Source organism: Nocardia sienata NBRC 100364 (assembly GCF_001613205.1).
Taxonomy (GTDB): Bacteria; Actinomycetota; Actinomycetes; order Mycobacteriales; family Mycobacteriaceae; genus Nocardia; species Nocardia sienata.
This window is the reverse complement of sequence record NZ_BDBX01000021.1, coordinates 249,218-268,267: the sequence shown is the minus strand read 5'-3', so window position 1 is coordinate 268,267 and position 19,050 is coordinate 249,218. Positions and strand designations below refer to the sequence as shown.

The window sequence follows — 19,050 nt, the reverse complement described above, 5'->3', positions numbered from 1 at the left end:
TGCACGGCCGGTTCTCCACAGCTGGAGATTCCGCGATCTCATTAAATTAACTTTAGGTACTCTAGAGTTAGGTTTCCGACGCGATGCTTAACCTCTAGGAGTCTCCGTGGCGAGGTGCGAGGAACGGGTGTGGCAGCCGTCGGACGAGGGCATGCTCGCCCGCCGTGACCGGCAGACCGGAATCTATCGGGCCTACATCCCCGATCCGCTGGGGGTGGACCTGCCGCGGATCGGCCCTCGGGCCCAGCAGGCAGCTGAGGACGCGCTGGCGGTGCTGGCCAGGGCTGATGAACGTATCGGGTCCCGGGGTAGCTACCTCAATCACTTGCTGATCCGGTCCGAGTCGATCTCCTCGTCCTGGATCGAAGGTAACCGGATCACCCCCAAGGAACTTGCCATCGCCGAAACCCTGGAATCGGGTACTCGCACCGCGCTGGACGTGGTTGCCACTGTGCACGCCACCGAACAGGCCATCGATTCGCTGGCCGACCGATCCAGGTCGATCACGACACAAGACATCGTGGGCCTGCAGCACACCATCGAACCCCGCTTACCGGCCGGTCTGCGTACCGAACAGAACTGGGTGGGCGGACCCGGGTGGAGCCCATTGCGGGCCGATTTCGTACCCCCGCCCGAGTCCGAGGTTCCCGAGTTGGTCGCGGATTTGGCTTCGTTCCTGACCGCCACTCACGGCAACCCGGTCGTGCGGGCAGCGATCGCCCACGCGCAGTTCGAGACGATCCACCCGTTCATCGACGGCAACGGGCGTACCGGCCGCGCACTGATCCACACCGTGCTGCGGCGCTGTGATGCCCTGCGGCACACGCTGGTCCCGATCAGCACCGTGTTCGCCGCGCGCACCGACGTCTACCTGGCAGGCCTGACCTCCTACCGCGATCCGGAACCGCACACCGACGAGTGGGTCATCGGGTTCGCCCAGGCCGCCGAGCAGGCAGCGCAGACCGGAGTGCGGCTGGCCCGAGACGCTGCCGCACTTGATGATCAGCTCCTGCAACGTCTGGTCGAGCACCGTCGCCGACGGGGTACCAGGCCCGCCCTACCCCGTCGTGATGCGGTCGTCATGAAGATCCTCGCGGACCTGTCCACCCACCCCGTACTCACCACAGAATCGGCCGCCACTCGGTATGGCGTCTCGGCTGTCGCCGCCCACCGTGCCCTCAACGAGTTGGCCGACGCCGGAATACTCGGCCGCTCGAAGAATCACAAGGGCAAAATTGTGTGCTACACAGCCGATGCCCACTTGGGCCTTACTGCCCTGGCTGAGCGCGCCAACCGGGTCGGGGCCGGCGATACCGACCATCGGCGACCCGATCAGGGACCACCGGCGCCGGTGGTGGCCCGTTTCGGCCGACTGCATACCGATTCACCGAAATAACTCCGGGCTCGGTCAGCGACTACATCTGCCAGCGGCCCGGTCATGGACCACTCGGGTGCTCGATCAACGCACCTTTTGGGCTCGGTACCGCTGTTGACCGGCAACTGCTCGGCACTGGCGAAAGGGATAAGCCGGTGTTCGTCAGCGTCACGGTGACGACGAGGGAGTAGGCCGCCGCGGGGTGATCCTGGACGATGGAGAACTTCCATTATGAATGCGATACCTGTCGGCTATCGGTATCCAGAGTTGGGGTGGCAGGCACGGGGCCGGTCTTGCCGCGGGCAGATAGTTGTGATCCGGGCGGTCGGAGCGACCTCGCGCCGGATCCTCCGGCCTTCCGGGAGAGCTCAGGGGTCGAGGATTTCATCCGAGTTCATCTGTGCGGCAGTTGACTCTGTTGTTCCTCCGTGCGGGCAGGCTCGGGAGTGTAGGTTTTCCCCGGGGCGACCACCGGCCGTCGAAGGGCGAGACCGTCGGGATTTCGAGTGCGGCGGAGGTTCCCGCTCTGCGCAGCGCTTCGATCTCCAGGGCGCGTCGGCGGTGACTCCGATTGAAAAATACCGGTCGGTTGCATGAATGTGATTGAGCTGGCAAGCTGCTGGAAAGCAGGCGAGTCAGATCAGCTACCGCCGGCGTAGGTGAGGGATTGTGAATGAGCGTCGATCAGCCCCCGGTTTCGAATCCGGTGATACCTGTGCCCGAGCTTGATCGGTTGTCAGAGCGAAGAACTCGTTGAATCGAGTCGTTGATCGCTACTGATTCGGCTGCCTGACGCCGTCGAAACAGTCGGACGGCCCGATTTCCCACAGCTGAAAAACCTGCTGATCAGTGGGATAACGTTCCGCCAATCCGGCCCTCGGAACCATCGGTCAGTCGCCGATCCCTCTCGTAACCGACTTACTTACCGAACCCGGCGTGATTACGTCCCCCGGGTTTCTTTGCCGACCCTGAAAAACCGGGATGTGACACGTGGACAACAACAGCAGCGCTTCGTCGGACCGCACACTGGAGTACCTCAAGAAGGTCACGGTCGAATTGCTCACCACCCGAGACGATCTGTCTCGGCTGCGGGAAAAACTCGACGAACCGATCGCGATCGTCGGCATGGCGTGCCGCTACCCGGGTGGTGTGGAGTCGCCCGAAAAGCTGTGGGACCTTGTCCGCTCCGGGGGCGATACCGTCACCGAGTTTCCCCGTGACCGTGGCTGGGACGCGGACCAGCTGTACGACCCGGATCCGGATCGGTTCGGCAAGACCTACACCCGGTCCGGCAGTTTCCTGGACGGCGTCGCCGATTTCGACGCCGGCTTCTTCGAGATCGGCCCGCGTGAGGCGGCCGCCATGGATCCGCAGCAGCGGTTGCTGCTGGAAGCGGCGTGGGAGGCGTTGGAGGACGCCGGGATCGACCCGGTCTCCCTGCGGGGCTCCGACACGGGTGTCTACACCGGTGTCATGTATCAGGACTATGACCACACCGCGCGAGCCGCCGGTCCGGCCGCCGAAGGCTACGGCGGTGTAGGTACTTCCGGCAGTGTGGTGTCCGGTCGGGTCGCCTACACACTCGGTCTGGAAGGACCGGCCATCACGGTGGATACCGCGTGTTCGTCCTCGCTGGTGGCGATCCACCTGGCGTGCCAGGCACTGCGCCGGGGCGAGACATCGATGGTGCTGGCCGGCGGCGTGACGGTCATGTCGACACCCCAGCTGTTCATCGAGTTCGCCCGGCAGCGGGGATTGGCACCGGACGGCCGGTGCAAGGCGTTCTCGGCGGCCGCGGACGGGGCCGGTTGGTCCGAGGGCGTCGGGCTGCTGGTGCTGGAGCGGCTTTCGGATGCCCGGCGGCTGGGTCACGACGTACTGGCGGTGGTCCGCGGTTCGGCGGTGAACCAGGACGGTGCGTCGAACGGGTTGACCGCGCCCAACGGGCCTTCTCAGGAGCGGGTGATCGCCGCGGCGCTGACGGCGGCCGGACTGGGACCGACTGATGTGGACGCGGTGGAAGCGCACGGGACCGGCACGGCGCTGGGCGATCCGATCGAGGCGCAGGCGCTTATCGCGACCTACGGGCAGGACCGCCCGGAGCCCCTGCGGATCGGGACGCTGAAGTCGAATATCGGGCACAGTCAGGCGGCCGCCGGGGTGGGCGGGATGATCAAGATGGTGCAGGCGTTGCGGCACGAGGAACTGCCCGCGACGCTGCACGTCGACGAATTGTCGCCCCATGTGGACTGGTCGGCGGGTACGGTTCGCGTGCTGACGCAGGCGGAGCCGTGGCCGGCCGGCGCGCGGGTGCGACGCGCGGGGGTGTCTTCGTTCGGGATCAGCGGCACCAACGCCCATGTGATCGTGGAGGAGGCGCCTGCTCGCGCCGAACCGGTCGCGGACGAGACCACAGCCACCGGTGATTCGCCGGCCGTCGTGTCCGCCGAGGTGACTCCGCTGATGGTGTCGGCCAAATCCGATGCCGCCCTGCGGGCTCAGGCCGAGCGGCTGCGGCACTGGTTGTCCGACCATCCGGACGCCGACGTCTGGAGTGTGGCGTCGACTCTGCTGGAACATCGGACCCGGTTCGCGCGACGGGCCACCGTGGTGGGCCGGGACCGGGCCGAATTACTGGCGGGGCTGGCGGATCTGGCATCGGGCTCGGCGTCACCGGCGGTGGTGACCGGCTCGGCGGGTTCCGGTGACACGGCCTTCCTGTTCACCGGTCAGGGGGCGCAACGGGTCGGGATGGGTGCCGGTTTGTACGCGGCGTTCCCGGTTTTCGCACAGGCACTGGACGAAGTGTGCGGACAATTCGATGCGCTGCTGGGCGGATCGCTGCGGGAGGTGATGTTCGCCGACCCGCAGGGTGTACTGGAGCGGACGGAGTGGACGCAGCCGGCCCTGTTCGCGTTCGAGGTGGCCATGTACCGCCTGGTCGAGTCGTTCGGTCTCGCGCCCGACGTGGTGGCGGGGCATTCGATCGGGGAACTGGTCGCGGCGTACGTGGCGGGCGTCTGGTCTTTGGCGGACGCGTGTGCGCTGGTGGCGGCTCGGGGCCGATTGATGGGTGCGTTGCCCGAGGGCGGGGCGATGCTGGCCGCCGCCGTTACCGAGGATCGCGCGCTGGAGATCGTGGCGGCTTTCGGGGATCGGCTCGCGCTTGCCGCTGTCAACGGCCCCGCCTCGGTGGTGCTCTCCGGTGACGTCGACGCCGTCGAGGAAGCGGAGCGCCGGCTTTCCGGGGAAGGGGTACGTACCTCGCGGCTGCGGGTCAGTCATGCGTTCCATTCGGCGCGAATGGACCCGATGCTGGCCGAGTTCCGCGCTGTCGCCGAGCGGTTGACCTACCGGCAGCCGGCGTTGGCACTGGTGTCGAATGTGTCCGCCGGTGTCGCCGCGACAGCGTTGACCGACCCCGGCTACTGGGTCGAACAGGTCCGCGGTTGCGTCCGGTTCGCACCCGGGGTGGACGCGTTGGTGGCTGCCGGGGTACGACGATTCGTCGAGGTGGGCCCGGACGCGGTGCTCTCGGCGATGTCGCGCGAATGCCTGGCCGAGCATCCGGGGGTGGACGCCGAGTCGATGGTGGTGGCCGCGTCCCGGCGGTCGGCCGATGAGGTGGGCCAGTTCGTCGCCATGCTGGCGCAGGCCGCCGCCGTCGGCCTGGAGGTGGACTGGCGCCCCTTGTTCGCCGGCCGGGAGATCAACCGGGTAACGCTGCCCACCTATGCATTCCAGCGGCAGCGGTACTGGCTGGAGCCGCTCGGCCGGGGGGCGGTGCCGGGATCTTCCGATCACCCGATCCTCACCGGTGTGGTTCCGCTGGCGGGCAAGGACGAATGGCTGTTCACCGGCCGGATCTCCACGGCCGATCAGCCCTGGCTGGCCGACCACAGTGTATTCGGTTCGGTCATGGTGCCGGGGACCGCGTTCGTGGAGCTGGCGCTCACCGCGGGGGCGCGGCTGGACGCCGGTTCCGTCGAAGAGCTGCTGCTGGAGAGTCCGCTGGTGTTGATCGGCGATGCGCCGATGGATATCCAGGTGGGTGTGGAACCCGCCGACGAAGCGGGCCGGCGCCGGTTCTCCGTGCACTCCCGCATGGCCGGGGACAGTGAGGTCACCGGTGGTGTGTGGGTCACGCACGCCAGTGGGGTGCTGGTCCCCGATTCCGAGGCCGTACCGGCTTGGGTCGTCTCCGAGACTTCGGCGGACCGGCCGGCCGCGGGGGCGGAACCGGACGCCGCTGCCGCGCTCTACGACCGGCTCGCCGATCTGGGGTTCGGCTACGGGCCGGCATTTCAGGGATCACGGTCGATCTGGCGGGATGCCGGGGATCTGCTCGCCGAGGTGGCACTGGCCGACGACACCGGTGCGGCGGCCTCGTACGCCATCCATCCCGCGTTGTTCGATGCCGCATTCCATGCGGCCATCGCCGAACTCGCACAGGATCTACCGGCGGGCCGGCTACCCCTGCCGTTCTCATTCGGTGGGGTGCGGTTGTATCGCACCGGAGTGGCGGCTGTCCGGGTGCGCGTCATACCGACAGGCTCCGACCGGATCCGGCTCGTCGCCGTCGACGACGCCGGTGCTCCGGTGCTCAGTCTCGACTCGCTGGCTTCCCGCCCCGTGGACGCCGAAGCGCTGCGCGGCGCGGCCGGCGCACGTCCGTCGCTGGCGGAGGTCGAATGGGTGCCGGTGTCGGCCGGGTCCGGTCATTCGACGGTACCGGTGGCGGTGCTGGGATCCGGCGCGGTTCCCGGGGCCGGAAGCCGGTTCGCCGATCTGGCCGAGCTGCTGGCCGCCGAGACGATTCCCGAGATCGTGGTATGGGCGCCCGTCGGCGGCGATTCCGCTGCCGACGATGTCGTCGCTCGCGCGCATACCGGGGTCACCACGACGCTGGAGCTGTTGCGTCAGTGGCAGAACGATCACCGATTGTCGGCTGCTCGGCTGGTCGTCGTGACCCGGGGCGCCGCTGCGATATCCGGCGAATCACCGGATCCGGCCGCAGCGGCTGTCGCCGGTTTGCTGCGCAGCGCGCAGTTCGAATACCCGGGCCGGTTCGTGCTGTTCGACGCGGCACCGGGCGCGGACCCGGACGCGGAGACGGTCGCCGCGGCGGCGGATTCGGAAGAACCGGAGCTGGCGGTCCGTGACGGTGTGCGGTACGTGCCCCGGCTGCGCCGCCGGGCGGACCGGGCCGCGGCACCGGATTTCGGCACGGGCTCGGTGCTGATCAGCGGCGGCACCGGTGGACTCGGTGCCGAGGTGGCCAGGCATATCGTGGCCGCGCACGGAGTGCGTCGCCTGGTCCTGGTGTCGCGTCGCGGCGACCGTGCCCCCGGCGTGTCCGAGCTGGCCGGTGAACTGGCCGCGGCCGGTGCGCAGGTGCGGGTCGCCGCCTGCGATGTCGGTGATCGCGCCGCACTGGCTGCGCTGCTGGCGGATCTCACCGGGGAATTCTCCCCGACCGCGGTGATCCATTCGGCCGGAATTCTCGACGACGGCACGGTCGAAACCCTGACAGCCGAACAGGTGGATCGGGTACTGGCGGCGAAAGCGGACGCCGCGTGGAATCTGCACGACGCCACGCGTGACCGGGAGCTGGCCGCCTTCGTGTTGTTCTCCTCGCTCGCGGGTGTCGCGGGATCACCGGGGCAGGGCAATTACGCCGCGGCGAACGCATTCCTGGACGCGCTGGCAGCGCGGCGGCACGCGGCGGGTCTGCCCGCGGTGTCGATCGCGTGGGGGTCGTGGAACCAGGGCAGCGGTATGACCGAGACGCTGGACGACACGGCGATGGCGCGAATGGCGCGGATGGGGGTACGGCCGCTCGCTACCGCCGACGGTCTGGCTCTGTTCGATCGGGCGACCGATGCCGCGGTGCCGGTGGTCGTCGCCACCGATTTCGACACCGAGGCACTCGTGGCGCGGGCACGTGAGGGCTCGCTGCCCCGGGTACTGCACGCGATGGTGCCGGTACCGGTGCGGCGGGCGGCGGATACCACCGGTTCACTGGCTCGCCGGCTGGCGGCGGCCGCGCCGGCCGAGCACGAGGCCATTGTTCTCGCGGTCGTCTGCGCGGAGGCGGCCGGCGTACTCGGGCACATCTCCGCCGACGCGATCGATCCCACCGCGCCCTTCAGCGAACTGGGTTTCGATTCGCTGGCCGGTGTCGAGTTCCGCAATCGGCTGGGCAGGGCGACCGGCGTGCAACTGCCGTCGACGCTGGTTTTCGACCATCCGACCGCCACGGCGGTGGCCGCGTTCGTGCTGTCGCGGGTCGGTGAGCTCGCCTCTTCCGGTGCCCGGCCGGTGAACCGGGTGGTACGCCGGGCCCGGACCGATGAACCGATCGCGATCGTCGGTATGGGCTGCCGCTATCCAGGGGGTGTCGAATCGCCCGCCCAGCTGTGGGATCTGGTGACCGCCGGAACCGACGCGATCACCGACTTCCCCACAGACCGGGGCTGGGACCTGGACCGGTTGTTCCATCCGGACCCCGACAACCCGGGCACCTCGTATCTGCGTTACGGCGGGTTCCTCACCGATGCGGGCCATTTCGATGCGGGATTCTTCGGTATCGGTCCTCGGGAGGCGGCCGCGATGGATCCGCAGCAGCGGTTGCTGCTGGAGGCGTCGTGGGAGGCGCTCGAGCACGCGGGAATCGACCCGGCATCGTTGCGGGGCAGCGATATGGGTGTGTTCACCGGCGTCTCGTACCTGGACTACGAGGAGATCGCCAAAGCCTCGGGTGCGGGTGTCGAGGGCTACATCGGCACCGGTTCGGCGAGCAGTGTCGTCTCCGGGCGGGTGGCGTACACCTTGGGCTTGGAGGGCCCGGCGATCACCGTGGACACCGCGTGTTCGTCCTCGCTGGTGGCGATTCATCTGGCCGCCCAGGCATTGCGTCAGGGCGAATGCTCGATGGCGCTGGCCAGCGGTGCCGCGGTGATGTCGACACCGTTCCTGTTCACCGAGTTCTCGCGCCAGCGCGGCCTTTCGCGGGATGGCCGGTGTAAGGCGTTCTCGGCGGCCGCGGACGGGGTGGGATGGTCCGAGGGTGTGGGTGTGCTGGTGTTGGAGCGGTTGTCGGATGCGCGGCGGCTGGGCCATGAGGTGTTGGCAGTGGTGCGGGGTTCGGCGGTGAATCAGGATGGTGCGTCCAATGGCATGACGGCGCCGAACGGTCCGTCGCAGGAGCGGGTCATCGCGGCGGCGCTGGCGGCGGCGGGGTTGGCGCCGTCGGATGTGGACGCGGTGGAGGCGCACGGTACGGGTACGCCGTTGGGTGATCCGATCGAGGCGCAGGCGTTGATCGCGGCGTATGGACAGGATCGGGCCGAACCGTTGTGGATCGGTTCGTTGAAATCGAATATCGGGCACAGCCAGGCGGCCGCCGGGGTGGGTGGCGTGATCAAGATGGTGCAGGCCCTGCGGCACGGGATGCTGCCGAGGACGCTGCATGTGGACGCCCTGTCACCGCATGTGGATTGGTCGGCCGGTGCGGTGCGGTTGCTCACCGAGGATCGGGGGTGGCCGGGTTCGGGGGACCGGGTGCGCCGGGCCGGGATCTCCTCGTTCGGCATCAGTGGTACCAACGCGCACGTCATCATTGAGGAAGCGCCGGTCGGGCCGGGGGGCCCGGCAGCGCCCGTAGCCGATGGCCGCGGTCCGGTAGCGGGAGCCGTACCGCTGTTGCTTTCGGCGAAGTCGGTGCCGGGGCTGCGTGCGCAGGCGGCCCGGTTGCGCGACTGGCTGCTCGCGCGCCCGGAAGCGGAACTGCCCGATATCGCCTACTCGCTGCTGACAACTCGCTCTCGGCTGAATCGGCGCGGGGTAGTGGTCGCCGGGGACCGGGAGTCGGCACTGGCGCGGTTGACGGATCTGGCCACCGGTTCGACCGGCGCGGGCGTCGTCGAAGGCACCTCTGTCGACGGCAAGATCGCGTTCCTGTTCACCGGGCAGGGCGCCCAGCGGCCGGGCATGGGTACCGGGCTGTACGCGGCCTTCCCGGTCTTCGCGGCTGCCTTCGACGAGATCTGCGCCGAGTTCGATCAACTGCTGCGACCGTGGCCGGACGGTGCCGGCCTGAAGGACATCGTCTTCGGTTCGGCCGAGCCGGAGTCGATCCATCGGACCGAGTACACCCAGCCGGCGTTGTTCGCCTACGAGGTGGCGCTGTTCCGGCTGGTGGAGTCGTTCGGCCTCGGCCCGGATCTGCTGATCGGACATTCGATCGGTGAACTGGTCGCGGCGTATGTGGCCGGGATGTGGTCGACAGCGGACGCGTGTGCGCTGGTGGCGGCGCGCGGCCGGCTGATGGGTGCGCTACCGGAGGACGGGGCGATGCTGGCGGCGGCGATCTCGCAGCCGCGCGCGGAGGAGATCATCGCCCCCTTCGGTGGGCGGCTGTCGGTCGCCGCTGTCAACAGTCCGGCGGCGGTTGTGTTCTCCGGTGCCGAGGAAGCCGTCGCGCAGGTGGAGGCGCTGCTGTCCGCCGAGGGAGTGCGGGTTTCCCGGCTGCGGGTGAGCCACGCCTTCCACTCCGCGTCGGTGGAGCCCATGCTCCCCGAGTTCGAGAGTGTGGCGGCCGGGGTGACCTACCGCCGTCCGCTGCTTCCGGTGGTGTCCACTGTGTTCGGGGTCGTCGGCGGTGAGGCCTTCTCCGATCCGATGTACTGGGTGGGTCATGTCCGGGACACGGTGCGGTTTGCCTCCGGCGTCGACCATCTGGTGGACAGCGGGGTGACGCGGTTCCTGGAAATCGGCCCGGATGCCGTACTCAGTGCGATGGTCCGGCAGTGCCTGCCCACGGACGTGGAATCGAAGGCTCTGGTGGCGGCCGCCGGCCGGCGCGGCGCCGACGAGGTGACGCAATTCCTGGCGTTCCTCGGCCAGGCGCACAGCGCGGGTATCGAGGTCGATTGGACGCCGTTGTTCGCCGACCACCTACCGGCGCGGGTCGAACTGCCGACCTACGCCTTCCAGCGGCAGCGGTACTGGCTGCACGCCGGCCGTCCGGCCGCCCTGGGTGGGTTGGGCCACCCGATCCTGACCGAGGCCGTGCCGGTGGCCGGTAGGGACGAGTGGTTGTTCACCGGAAAGTTGTCCGATCCGGGTCAACCCTGGATCGCCGAGCACCTGGTGTTCGGCACGCCGGTGGTGCCGGCGACCACCTATCTGGAAATGGCATCGGCGGTCGGGGTGCGGCTCGGCGCCGGGATGATCGAGGAGCTGCTGCTCGATATTCCCTTGGTGCTCACCGACAACCCGGTCGATATCCAGGTCGCGGTGGGCGAGGCCGGGCCCGACGGCCGCCGCCGCTTCACCGTCTACTCCCGGTCGGAGCGCGCCGAGGACGCCGAGGCCTGGGTCGCCCACGCCGGTGGCGTGCTCGCCGAAGCCGACGCCACACCCGATGCCGCCACCGAGTGGGACGAGGTCTGGCCGCCGGAGCACGCCGAGCCGCTCGATGTGACCGACCTGTATCACCGGATCTCCGGACTGGGTATGGAGTACGGGCCGGTGTTCCGTGGGGTCCGCGCGGCCTGGCGGCGTGGGCGGGAGATGTTCGCCGAGATTTCGCTCGACGACCCGGTGGTTCCACAGCCCGGTTTCGGGATCCACCCGGCGTTGTTCGACGCCTGCCTGCACCCGGCGCTCGACTTCGTCATGGACGATGTCCCCGCCGACCGGGTTCCGCTGCCGGTGCGGTGTACGGGTGTGCGATTGGCCAGGACCGGTTCCGGACCCCTGCGGCTGCGGATCGATTGGCACGGTGGCTACGGGATCCGGATGGAGGCCGTCGGCGAGGCCGGCGACCCGGTGCTGAGCATCGACTCGGTCGTGGTGCATCCGGTCGAGCGGCGTACGGTGGCGCGGGTCCGCGCGGCGGGCGCAGTGCCGCTGTACGGTCTGGAGTGGTTGCCGGTTCCGGCTGCGACCGAGGTGCCCGAGGTGTCGGTGGCGGTGCTCGGCGGGGCCGATACCGCCGGAGCCGCAGCACGATTCGCCGATATCGCCGCGGCTGCCGAAGCAGCGCGGGGGCCGGCGGCACCCGAGGCGATGGTGTGGTTCGCCGAGACGGTGCCCACGGCCGCCGAGATCATGCCCGGCGTGGCCCGGCGCGGCGTCGGGGAGACGCTCGCCGTGGTGCGATCCTGGCTGGCGGAGACCGGACCGGCCCGGACCCGGCTGGTGGTGGTGACCCACCGGGCGATGGGACCGGCCGGGGAATCGCCCGACCCGGCGGCGGCGGCGATCGCCGGACTGGTGCGCAGTGCGCAGGCCGAACACCCGGGCCGGATCGTCCTGCTCGACCGGGACGGCGAGCTCGACCGGCGGACCGTATCTGCGGCCCTCGCCGCGGACGAGCCGCTGCTGGCCGTACGCGACGGCGTTCTCTCGGTGCCGCGCGTGCACCGCCTTCCCGCCGCGGCCGATTCCGCGCCGATGTCCTTCGGCACCGGCACGGTGCTGGTCACCGGCGGCACCACCGGTCTGGGCGCACTGGTGGCGCGGCATCTGGTCACGGCACACGGGGTACGCCGGCTGCTGCTGGTTTCCCGCCGGGGTCGCGACGCCGAAGGGGTGGCGGACCTGGTCGCCGAGGTGTCCGCGCTGGGGGCCGAGGTGGAGGTGGCCGCCTGTGACGTGGCGGACCGAGCAGCCCTGGCACAGGTGCTGGCACAGCTGCCGGCCGAGTTCCCGTTGTCGGGAATCGTGCACGCGGCCGGGGTGGTGGACGACGCCACTGTCGAGAACCTGACCGCCGACCAGATCGATCGGGTGTTCCGGCCCAAGGTCGACGGGTTGTGGTCGCTGCACGAGGTGGCCGGCTCTGCCGGGGTCTCGGCGTTTATCGTCTTCTCGTCCGTGGCCGGGGTGGCGGGCGCGCCGGGCCAGGGGAACTACGCCGCCGCGAACGCCTTCACGGATGCGCTGGTGGCATTGCGGACCGCGGCGGGGCTTCCGGCCGTATCGATCGCCTGGGGCCCGTGGAACGCGGGCACCGGTATGACCGCCGAACTCGGTGCGGCCGGTTTGGCGCGACTGCGCCAGCTGGGTTTACGGCCGCTCGAGAACACGGCCGGATTGGCGCTGTTCGACGCGGCTGTCGCCGGGCCGGTCGCTCTGGCGGTGGCCGCCGATTTCGACATCGCCGGACTGACCGAGCTGGCCCGGGCAGGTTCGCTGCCGAATGTGCTGAGCACGCTGGTGGCCGCGCCCCGGTCCCTGCCGAATGCGGCACCGGTCGGACGATTGGCCACTGTCGCGGCCGCCGAACGGGACGAGGTTGCGCTGTCGGTGGTGCGGGAGAACGCGGCCGCGGCGCTGGGGCACACCTCGGCCGAGACGATCGAGCCGGATCTGCCGTTCACCGATCTGGGGTTCGACTCGCTGGCCGGGGTCGAATTCCGTAATCGGCTCGCCAAGGCCACCGGATTGCCACTGCCGGCCACCCTGGTCTTCGACCATCCGACCGCGCGGGCGGTGGCGGTGTTCCTGGTCTCGCTCATCGATGAGGCGCCCGATGCGCGGAAGCCGGCGCCCAAGGCATTGCGCCGCGGCCGCACCGACGAGCCCATCGCCATCGTGGGAATCGGTTGCCGCTACCCCGGTGGCGTTGCCTCCGCCGCGCAGCTGTGGGACCTGGTGGCCGCCGGTGCCGATGTGATCACCGGTTTCCCCGCCGACCGGGGCTGGGACCTGGACCGGCTGTACAACCCGGACCCGGATGTTCCCGGCACGACCTACGTGCGTGAAGGTGGTTTCCTCACCGACCCCGGTGATTTCGACCCCGGCTTCTTCGGAATCAGCCCGCGCGAGGCCACGGCGATGGACCCGCAGCAGCGGCTGATGCTCGAAGCCGCCTGGGAGTCGCTGGAAGACGCGGGTATCGATCCGATATCGCTGCGGGGGAGTGACACCGGCGTATACGTCGGCGCCACTCCTTCCGGCTACGGCGAGCGGGTCGTAGGCGAGAACGAAGGGTTCCGGATGACCGGCAACTCCGAGAGCGTGATCTCCGGCCGCGTCGCCTATGTTCTCGGGCTGCAGGGTCCGGCCATGACCGTGGACACCGCCTGCTCGTCGTCGCTGGTCGCATTGCACCTGGCGTGTCAGGCGCTACGCAACGGTGAGACGTCGCTGGTGCTGTCGGCCGGAGTCAGCATCTCCGGTAGCCCCGAGTTCTTCGTGGACTTCGCCCGGCAGCGGGGCCTGGCATCGGATGGCCGGTGTAAGGCGTTCTCGGCGGCCGCGGACGGGGTGGGCTGGTCCGAGGGTGTGGGTGTGCTGGTGCTGGAACGGTTGTCGGACGCGCGGCGGCTGGGACACGACGTCCTGGCGGTGGTCCGGGGTTCGGCGGTGAACCAGGACGGCGCCTCGAACGGTTTGACGGCACCGAACGGTCCCTCGCAGGAACGGGTCATCGCCGCGGCATTGGCAGCGGCGGGGTTGGCGCCGGCGGAGGTTGACGCGGTGGAAGCGCACGGTACGGGTACGCCGTTGGGCGATCCGATCGAAGCGCAGGCCCTGATCGCCGCTTATGGACAGGACCGGACCGAACCGCTGCGGATCGGGTCGCTGAAGTCGAACATCGGGCACTCGGTGGCGGCATCCGGCGTGGGCGGCGTGATCAAGATGGTGCAGGCCTTGCGCCACGGCATGCTGCCGAAGACCCTGCACGTGGACGAGCTCTCGCCGAAGGTGGACTGGTCGGCGGGTGCGGTGCGGGTGCTGACCGAGCCCGAGCCGTGGCCCGCCGACGCCGGGCGTGCGCGCCGGGCCGGGGTCTCGTCGTTCGGTATCAGCGGCACGAACGCGCATGTGATTCTCGAGGAAGCTCCCGCCGAGGCTCGGACGGCCTCCGGGCGGACCGTGCCGGACGAAGCGAACGCGGCCGTGCGGGTGGAGGCGGTACCGCTGCTGATATCGGCGAAATCCGAGGCGGGTCTGCGCGCGCAGGCCGATCGCTTGCGGCAGTGGCTGACCGAGGCCCCGGAGGCCGATGATCTGTGGCGGGTGGCCTCCTCGCTGGTCGGTAGCCGAGCGCAGCTGGATTGGCGCGGTGCGGTGGTCGGTCGCGACCGTGACGAGGTGTGCCACGGCCTGGCGGAGCTGGCTTCGGGCGCGTCGGTCGGGCGGGTGGCGTACGGGAAGGCGCGAACGGGTCGCACCGCGTTCCTCTTCACCGGCCAGGGCGCGCAGCGGGCCGGAATGGGGGCGGGGCTGTATCGCGACTTCCCGGTGTTCGCCACCGCGCTGGACGAGGTGTGCGCCCAGTTCGATCCGCTGCTCGGGCGGTCGCTCCGGGATCTGATGTTCGCCGCGGACCAGGGGGATCTGCTCGGCCGCACCGAGTTCACCCAACCCGCACTGTTCGCCTACGAGGTCGCGATGTTCCGCCTGGTGGAGTCGTTCGGGATCGTCCCCGACGTGCTGGCCGGGCATTCCATCGGCGAGCTCGCGGCCGCGCATGTGGCCGGCGTGTGGTCGCTGGCCGACGCGTGCGCACTGGTGGCCGCACGCGGCCGGCTGATGGGTGCGCTACCGGAGGGCGGGGCGATGCTCGCGGCCGCGACCACCGAGGAGCGTGCCGAGCAGTTGCTGGACGGCTACCGGGACGATTTGTCGATCGCCGCGGTGAACGGCCCGTTCTCGGTGGTGTTCTCCGGGACCGACGCCGCGGTCGAGGCAGTGACGAAGCTGTTGGACGATGCCGGGATCAGGACCTCGCGGCTGCGGGTGAGTCACGCGTTCCACTCGGGGCTGATGGACCCGATGCTGGCGGACTTCCGCGCTGTCGCGCGATCTCTGACATATCACGCGCCCGCGGTCCCGATCGTTTCCAACCTCTCGGGAACTGCTGCCGGCGACGAGGTCACCGACCCGGAGTACTGGGTGAACCAGGTGCGCGGATGTGTCCGCTTCGCCGCCGGTGTGGATACGCTGGCCGCTTCCGGCGTGCGGCGTTTCCTGGAACTCGGGCCCGACGCGGTGCTCACCGCGATGACCCGCGAATGCCTGGCCGGTGCCGAGAGCGAAGCCGAGTCGCTGGTGGCGGCCACCTCCCGGCGCACGGCCGATGAGGGCACTCAGTTCGTGACGTTCCTCGCGCAGGCCCGGGTTTCGGGGCTGCCGGTGCTGCTGGATCCGCTGTTCGCGGGCCGGGACACCCGTCGAGTCGCGCTGCCGACCTATGCTTTCCAGAATCAGCGGTACTGGCTCGAGCCGGGACCGCAGATCACCCGGCCGGTATCGGGTCATCTGCTGACCGAGGTCGTGCCGGTGGTCGGGCGAGACGAATGGCTGTTCACCGGCCGCTTCTCCACCCGCACCCATCCGTGGCTGGCCGACCATGTGGTATTCGGGTCGGCCCTGATCCCGGGCACGGGTTTCGTGGAGATGGCGCTGCACGCCGGGAGCCATCTGGGCATGGACACGATCCAGGAACTGGTGCTCGAGTCACCGATGCTGTTCGACGACGACGTCACGCTCGACGCGCAGGTCGTCGTCGAGCCGGCCGACACGACCGGCCGCCGGCGGTTCGTGATCCATTCCCGCCCTGTCCGGGCCGAGTTCTCCGGCGAAGCCGACTGGATCACCCATGCGATCGGCACGCTGGCTCCCGCCGGCTCGGTGGCGATCGACGCGCAGTGGGACGGACAGGTGCCGGCGGACGGGGTGCGGCCGCTGGACCCCGGGCAGTTGTACGAACAACTGGCATCGATCGGCTTCGGTTACGGTCCGGCCTTCCGTGGCGTGCGCGCGGCATGGAGTGCCGGCGATGTGATGTATGCCGAGGTGGCGCTTCCCGACAGCACCGCGGCGCGGGAGTACCGGATCCATCCGGCGTTGCTGGACGCGAGTATCCACCCGTCGCTGGACCGGCTCGACGATCCGGGCCGGGTTCCCCTGCCTTTCTCCTACACCGGGATCCGGCTCTACCGGGCGGGCGCGGATATCGTGCGCGTTCGGATCGGCGTCACCGACCAGACCAATACCGCCCGGCTCGACCTCACCGACACCGAGGGCGCACCCGTCCTGACGATCGCCGCCGCGCTGGCCCGTCCGGTCGATATCGAGACGCTGAACCGTTCCCGGGCCACCGCCGGCCCGCTCTACACCCGCAGCTGGAAGACCGTGCCGCTCCCGGCCGCCGGGTCGGGGACCGCGGTGGTAGTGCTCGGCTCGGCCCCCGTGCCGGGATCGGTGATCATCCACCAGGATCCGACCGGGCCGGCCACCGTCCCGGAGGAATCCGGGTTGGTGGTCTGGGATTCCGGAGTGGAGACGGTCGCGGGCGACCAGGCGCAGGCCGCGCGGCTGCGGGTCAGCGCGGCGCTGACGCTGGTACGCGACTGGTTGGCCGACGAACGCACTGAGCGCGCAACCCTGGTGGTCGTCACCCGCTGCGCCGCCGACCTGCCCGGTGAGCCGGGCGACCCGGCGAGTGCGGCGGTCGCCGGCCTGATCGACTCCGCCCAGGCGGAATACCCGGGCCGGATCCTCCAGCTCGACCTCGACGACCGGACCGCCCCGAGCGCGGACCTGATTCGCGCGGTCGCCGCGCTCGGTGAGCCCCGGGTCGCCGTACGCGATTCCTCGGCCATGGTGCCCCGGATGGTCAAGGCCGGGGCGGGCACCGAACCGGTATCGTTCGGCACCGGGACGGTCCTGATCACCGGTGGCACCGGTGGCCTGGGCGCATTGCTGGCCCGGCACCTGGTGGCCGAGCACGGGGTGCGCAGGCTGCTGCTGGTGTCCCGGCGCGGGCCGGCCGCCGAGGGTGCCGACGAATTGGCCGCCGAACTCACCGAGGCCGGTGCCCAGGTGCGGGTTGCCGCCTGCGATGCGGCCGATCGCGCGGCCTTGGGTGACCTCCTGCGCACGGTGCCGGCCGAGTATCCATTGACCGCTGTCGTGCACACCGCGGGCGTTATCGATGACGGCACCATCGCGACCTTGACCGCCGATCAGGTGCATCGGGTCATGCGTCCGAAAACGGACGCGGCGGTGAACCTGCACGAACTCACCCGGGACGCGGATCTGTCGGCCTTCGTCCTGTTCTCCTCGGCCGCGCCACTGCTCGGCGGTCAGGGCCAGGGCAATTACGCGGCGGCGAATGCCTTCCTGGACGCGCTGGCCCATCAGCGTCGCGAATCCGGGCTGCCCGCCCACTCGCTGGCCTGGGGACTGTGGACCGTCGGCATGGGCAGCGCGCTCGCCGGTGCAGGCGCCGAGCAGATGGTTCGCCAGATTCGCACCCGGCTCGGGTTGATACCGATCACCGCCGAACCAGGTATGGAGCTGTTCGACAGGGCACTCGGCACCGGCCACGCCTCGGTGCTGACCGCACTGCTGGACATGTCCGCGCTCAGCGACCTCGCGGGCAGCGGAGCATTGCCCAGCCTGCTCCGGGATATCGTTCGCGCTCCGGTGGCGGCGCTGTCGGCCGAGGACACGGGATCGCTGGCCCGGCGGCTGGCGGCCGTTGCCGAGTCGCAACGTTACGACCTGGTGCTGCACGAGGTCCGGACGCTGGTGGCCACCGTGCTGGGCCACCCCTCGGCCGAAGCGGTGGACCCGGACGCGTTGTTCACCGAACTCGGGTTCGACTCACTGGGCGGCGTGGAATTCCGTAACAGGCTCGCCACGATCACCGGACTCACCCTGGCGTCCACGCTGGTATTCGAATATCCGTCCCCGGCCGCCGTGGCCGAGACGCTGACCGAGCAGCTCAGTGGCCTCGTCGGGGTCGAGGGCGGGGCTGCGCCGGCGACAGGCCCGAGTGCGCCCGGGATTCTCACCGAATTGGTCACCGAGGCGCTGCGGCGCGGTGATGCGAAGGTCGCCCTGCCGGTGCTGATGCAGACCGGCCGGCTCATCGTCGATCTGGACGAGTCGGCCGATCGGCTGGTCGCGCCGAAACCGATGTTGCTGGCGCGCGGCGGGGCCGGGCCGAAGCTGATCTGTATCCCGTCGTTCGTGGTCGGTAACGGTCCGCACCAGTTCGGCCGGTTGGCCCGGGAGCTGGGTTCGGAGTTCGGGATGACCGCGCTCTGGCTGCCCGGTACGCGGCCGGGCGAGTCGCTGCCGCCAGACTGGGATGCCCTGTTGGACTGCCTTGCCGACGCCACCCTCGACACGGTGGGGGCGGATCCGTTCGTGCTGGTCGGCTATTCGATCGGTGGCGCGATCGCGCACGGGCTCGCCGGTCGGCTCGCCGAACGCGGACGGGCGCCGAGAGGTGTCGCCATGATCGACACCTATTCGCCCGACAGCGAAGAGGACAACCTGGAGGTGTTCGGCAGCGCACTCGAAGTGGCCTTCGGCCACGAACTGGTGACCGTCGACGATCGGGGCCTGGTGGTGATGGCGCACTACGGCCAGGTCTACGGCGGCCGCGCGGCGGAGCCGATCTCCGAACCCACGCTGCTGCTGCGGGCCACCACCCCGATGCCGGGACTGGCGGATATGCCGGTGCCGGTGCCGGATTGGCAGCACGCCGGCCCGACGGTGCGGATCACCGCGGACCACTTGTCGGTGCTGGACGGGGCCGCAGCCGATGTGGCCACACATATCCGGCGGTGGCTCAGCGCTGTGACCGGCGCCGATCCGCAGCGGGCGGCGGTGGAGCCCGGGTCGTGACGACGATCGGA

Annotated in this window: 2 protein-coding genes; both read left to right on the top strand. The window is 69.8% G+C overall.

The window, feature by feature from the left end:
- The first annotated feature begins 106 nt into the window (after nucleotides 1-106).
- Entirely contained in the window at nucleotides 107-1,396 is a 1,290-nt protein-coding gene (locus tag NS4_RS14085) for a Fic family protein (RefSeq protein ID WP_245665380.1), read from the top strand.
- A gap of 969 nt (nucleotides 1,397-2,365) precedes the next feature.
- Entirely contained in the window at nucleotides 2,366-19,039 is a 16,674-nt protein-coding gene (locus NS4_RS14080) for a type I polyketide synthase (RefSeq protein WP_063059952.1), read from the top strand.
- Nucleotides 19,040-19,050 lie beyond the last annotated feature (11 nt).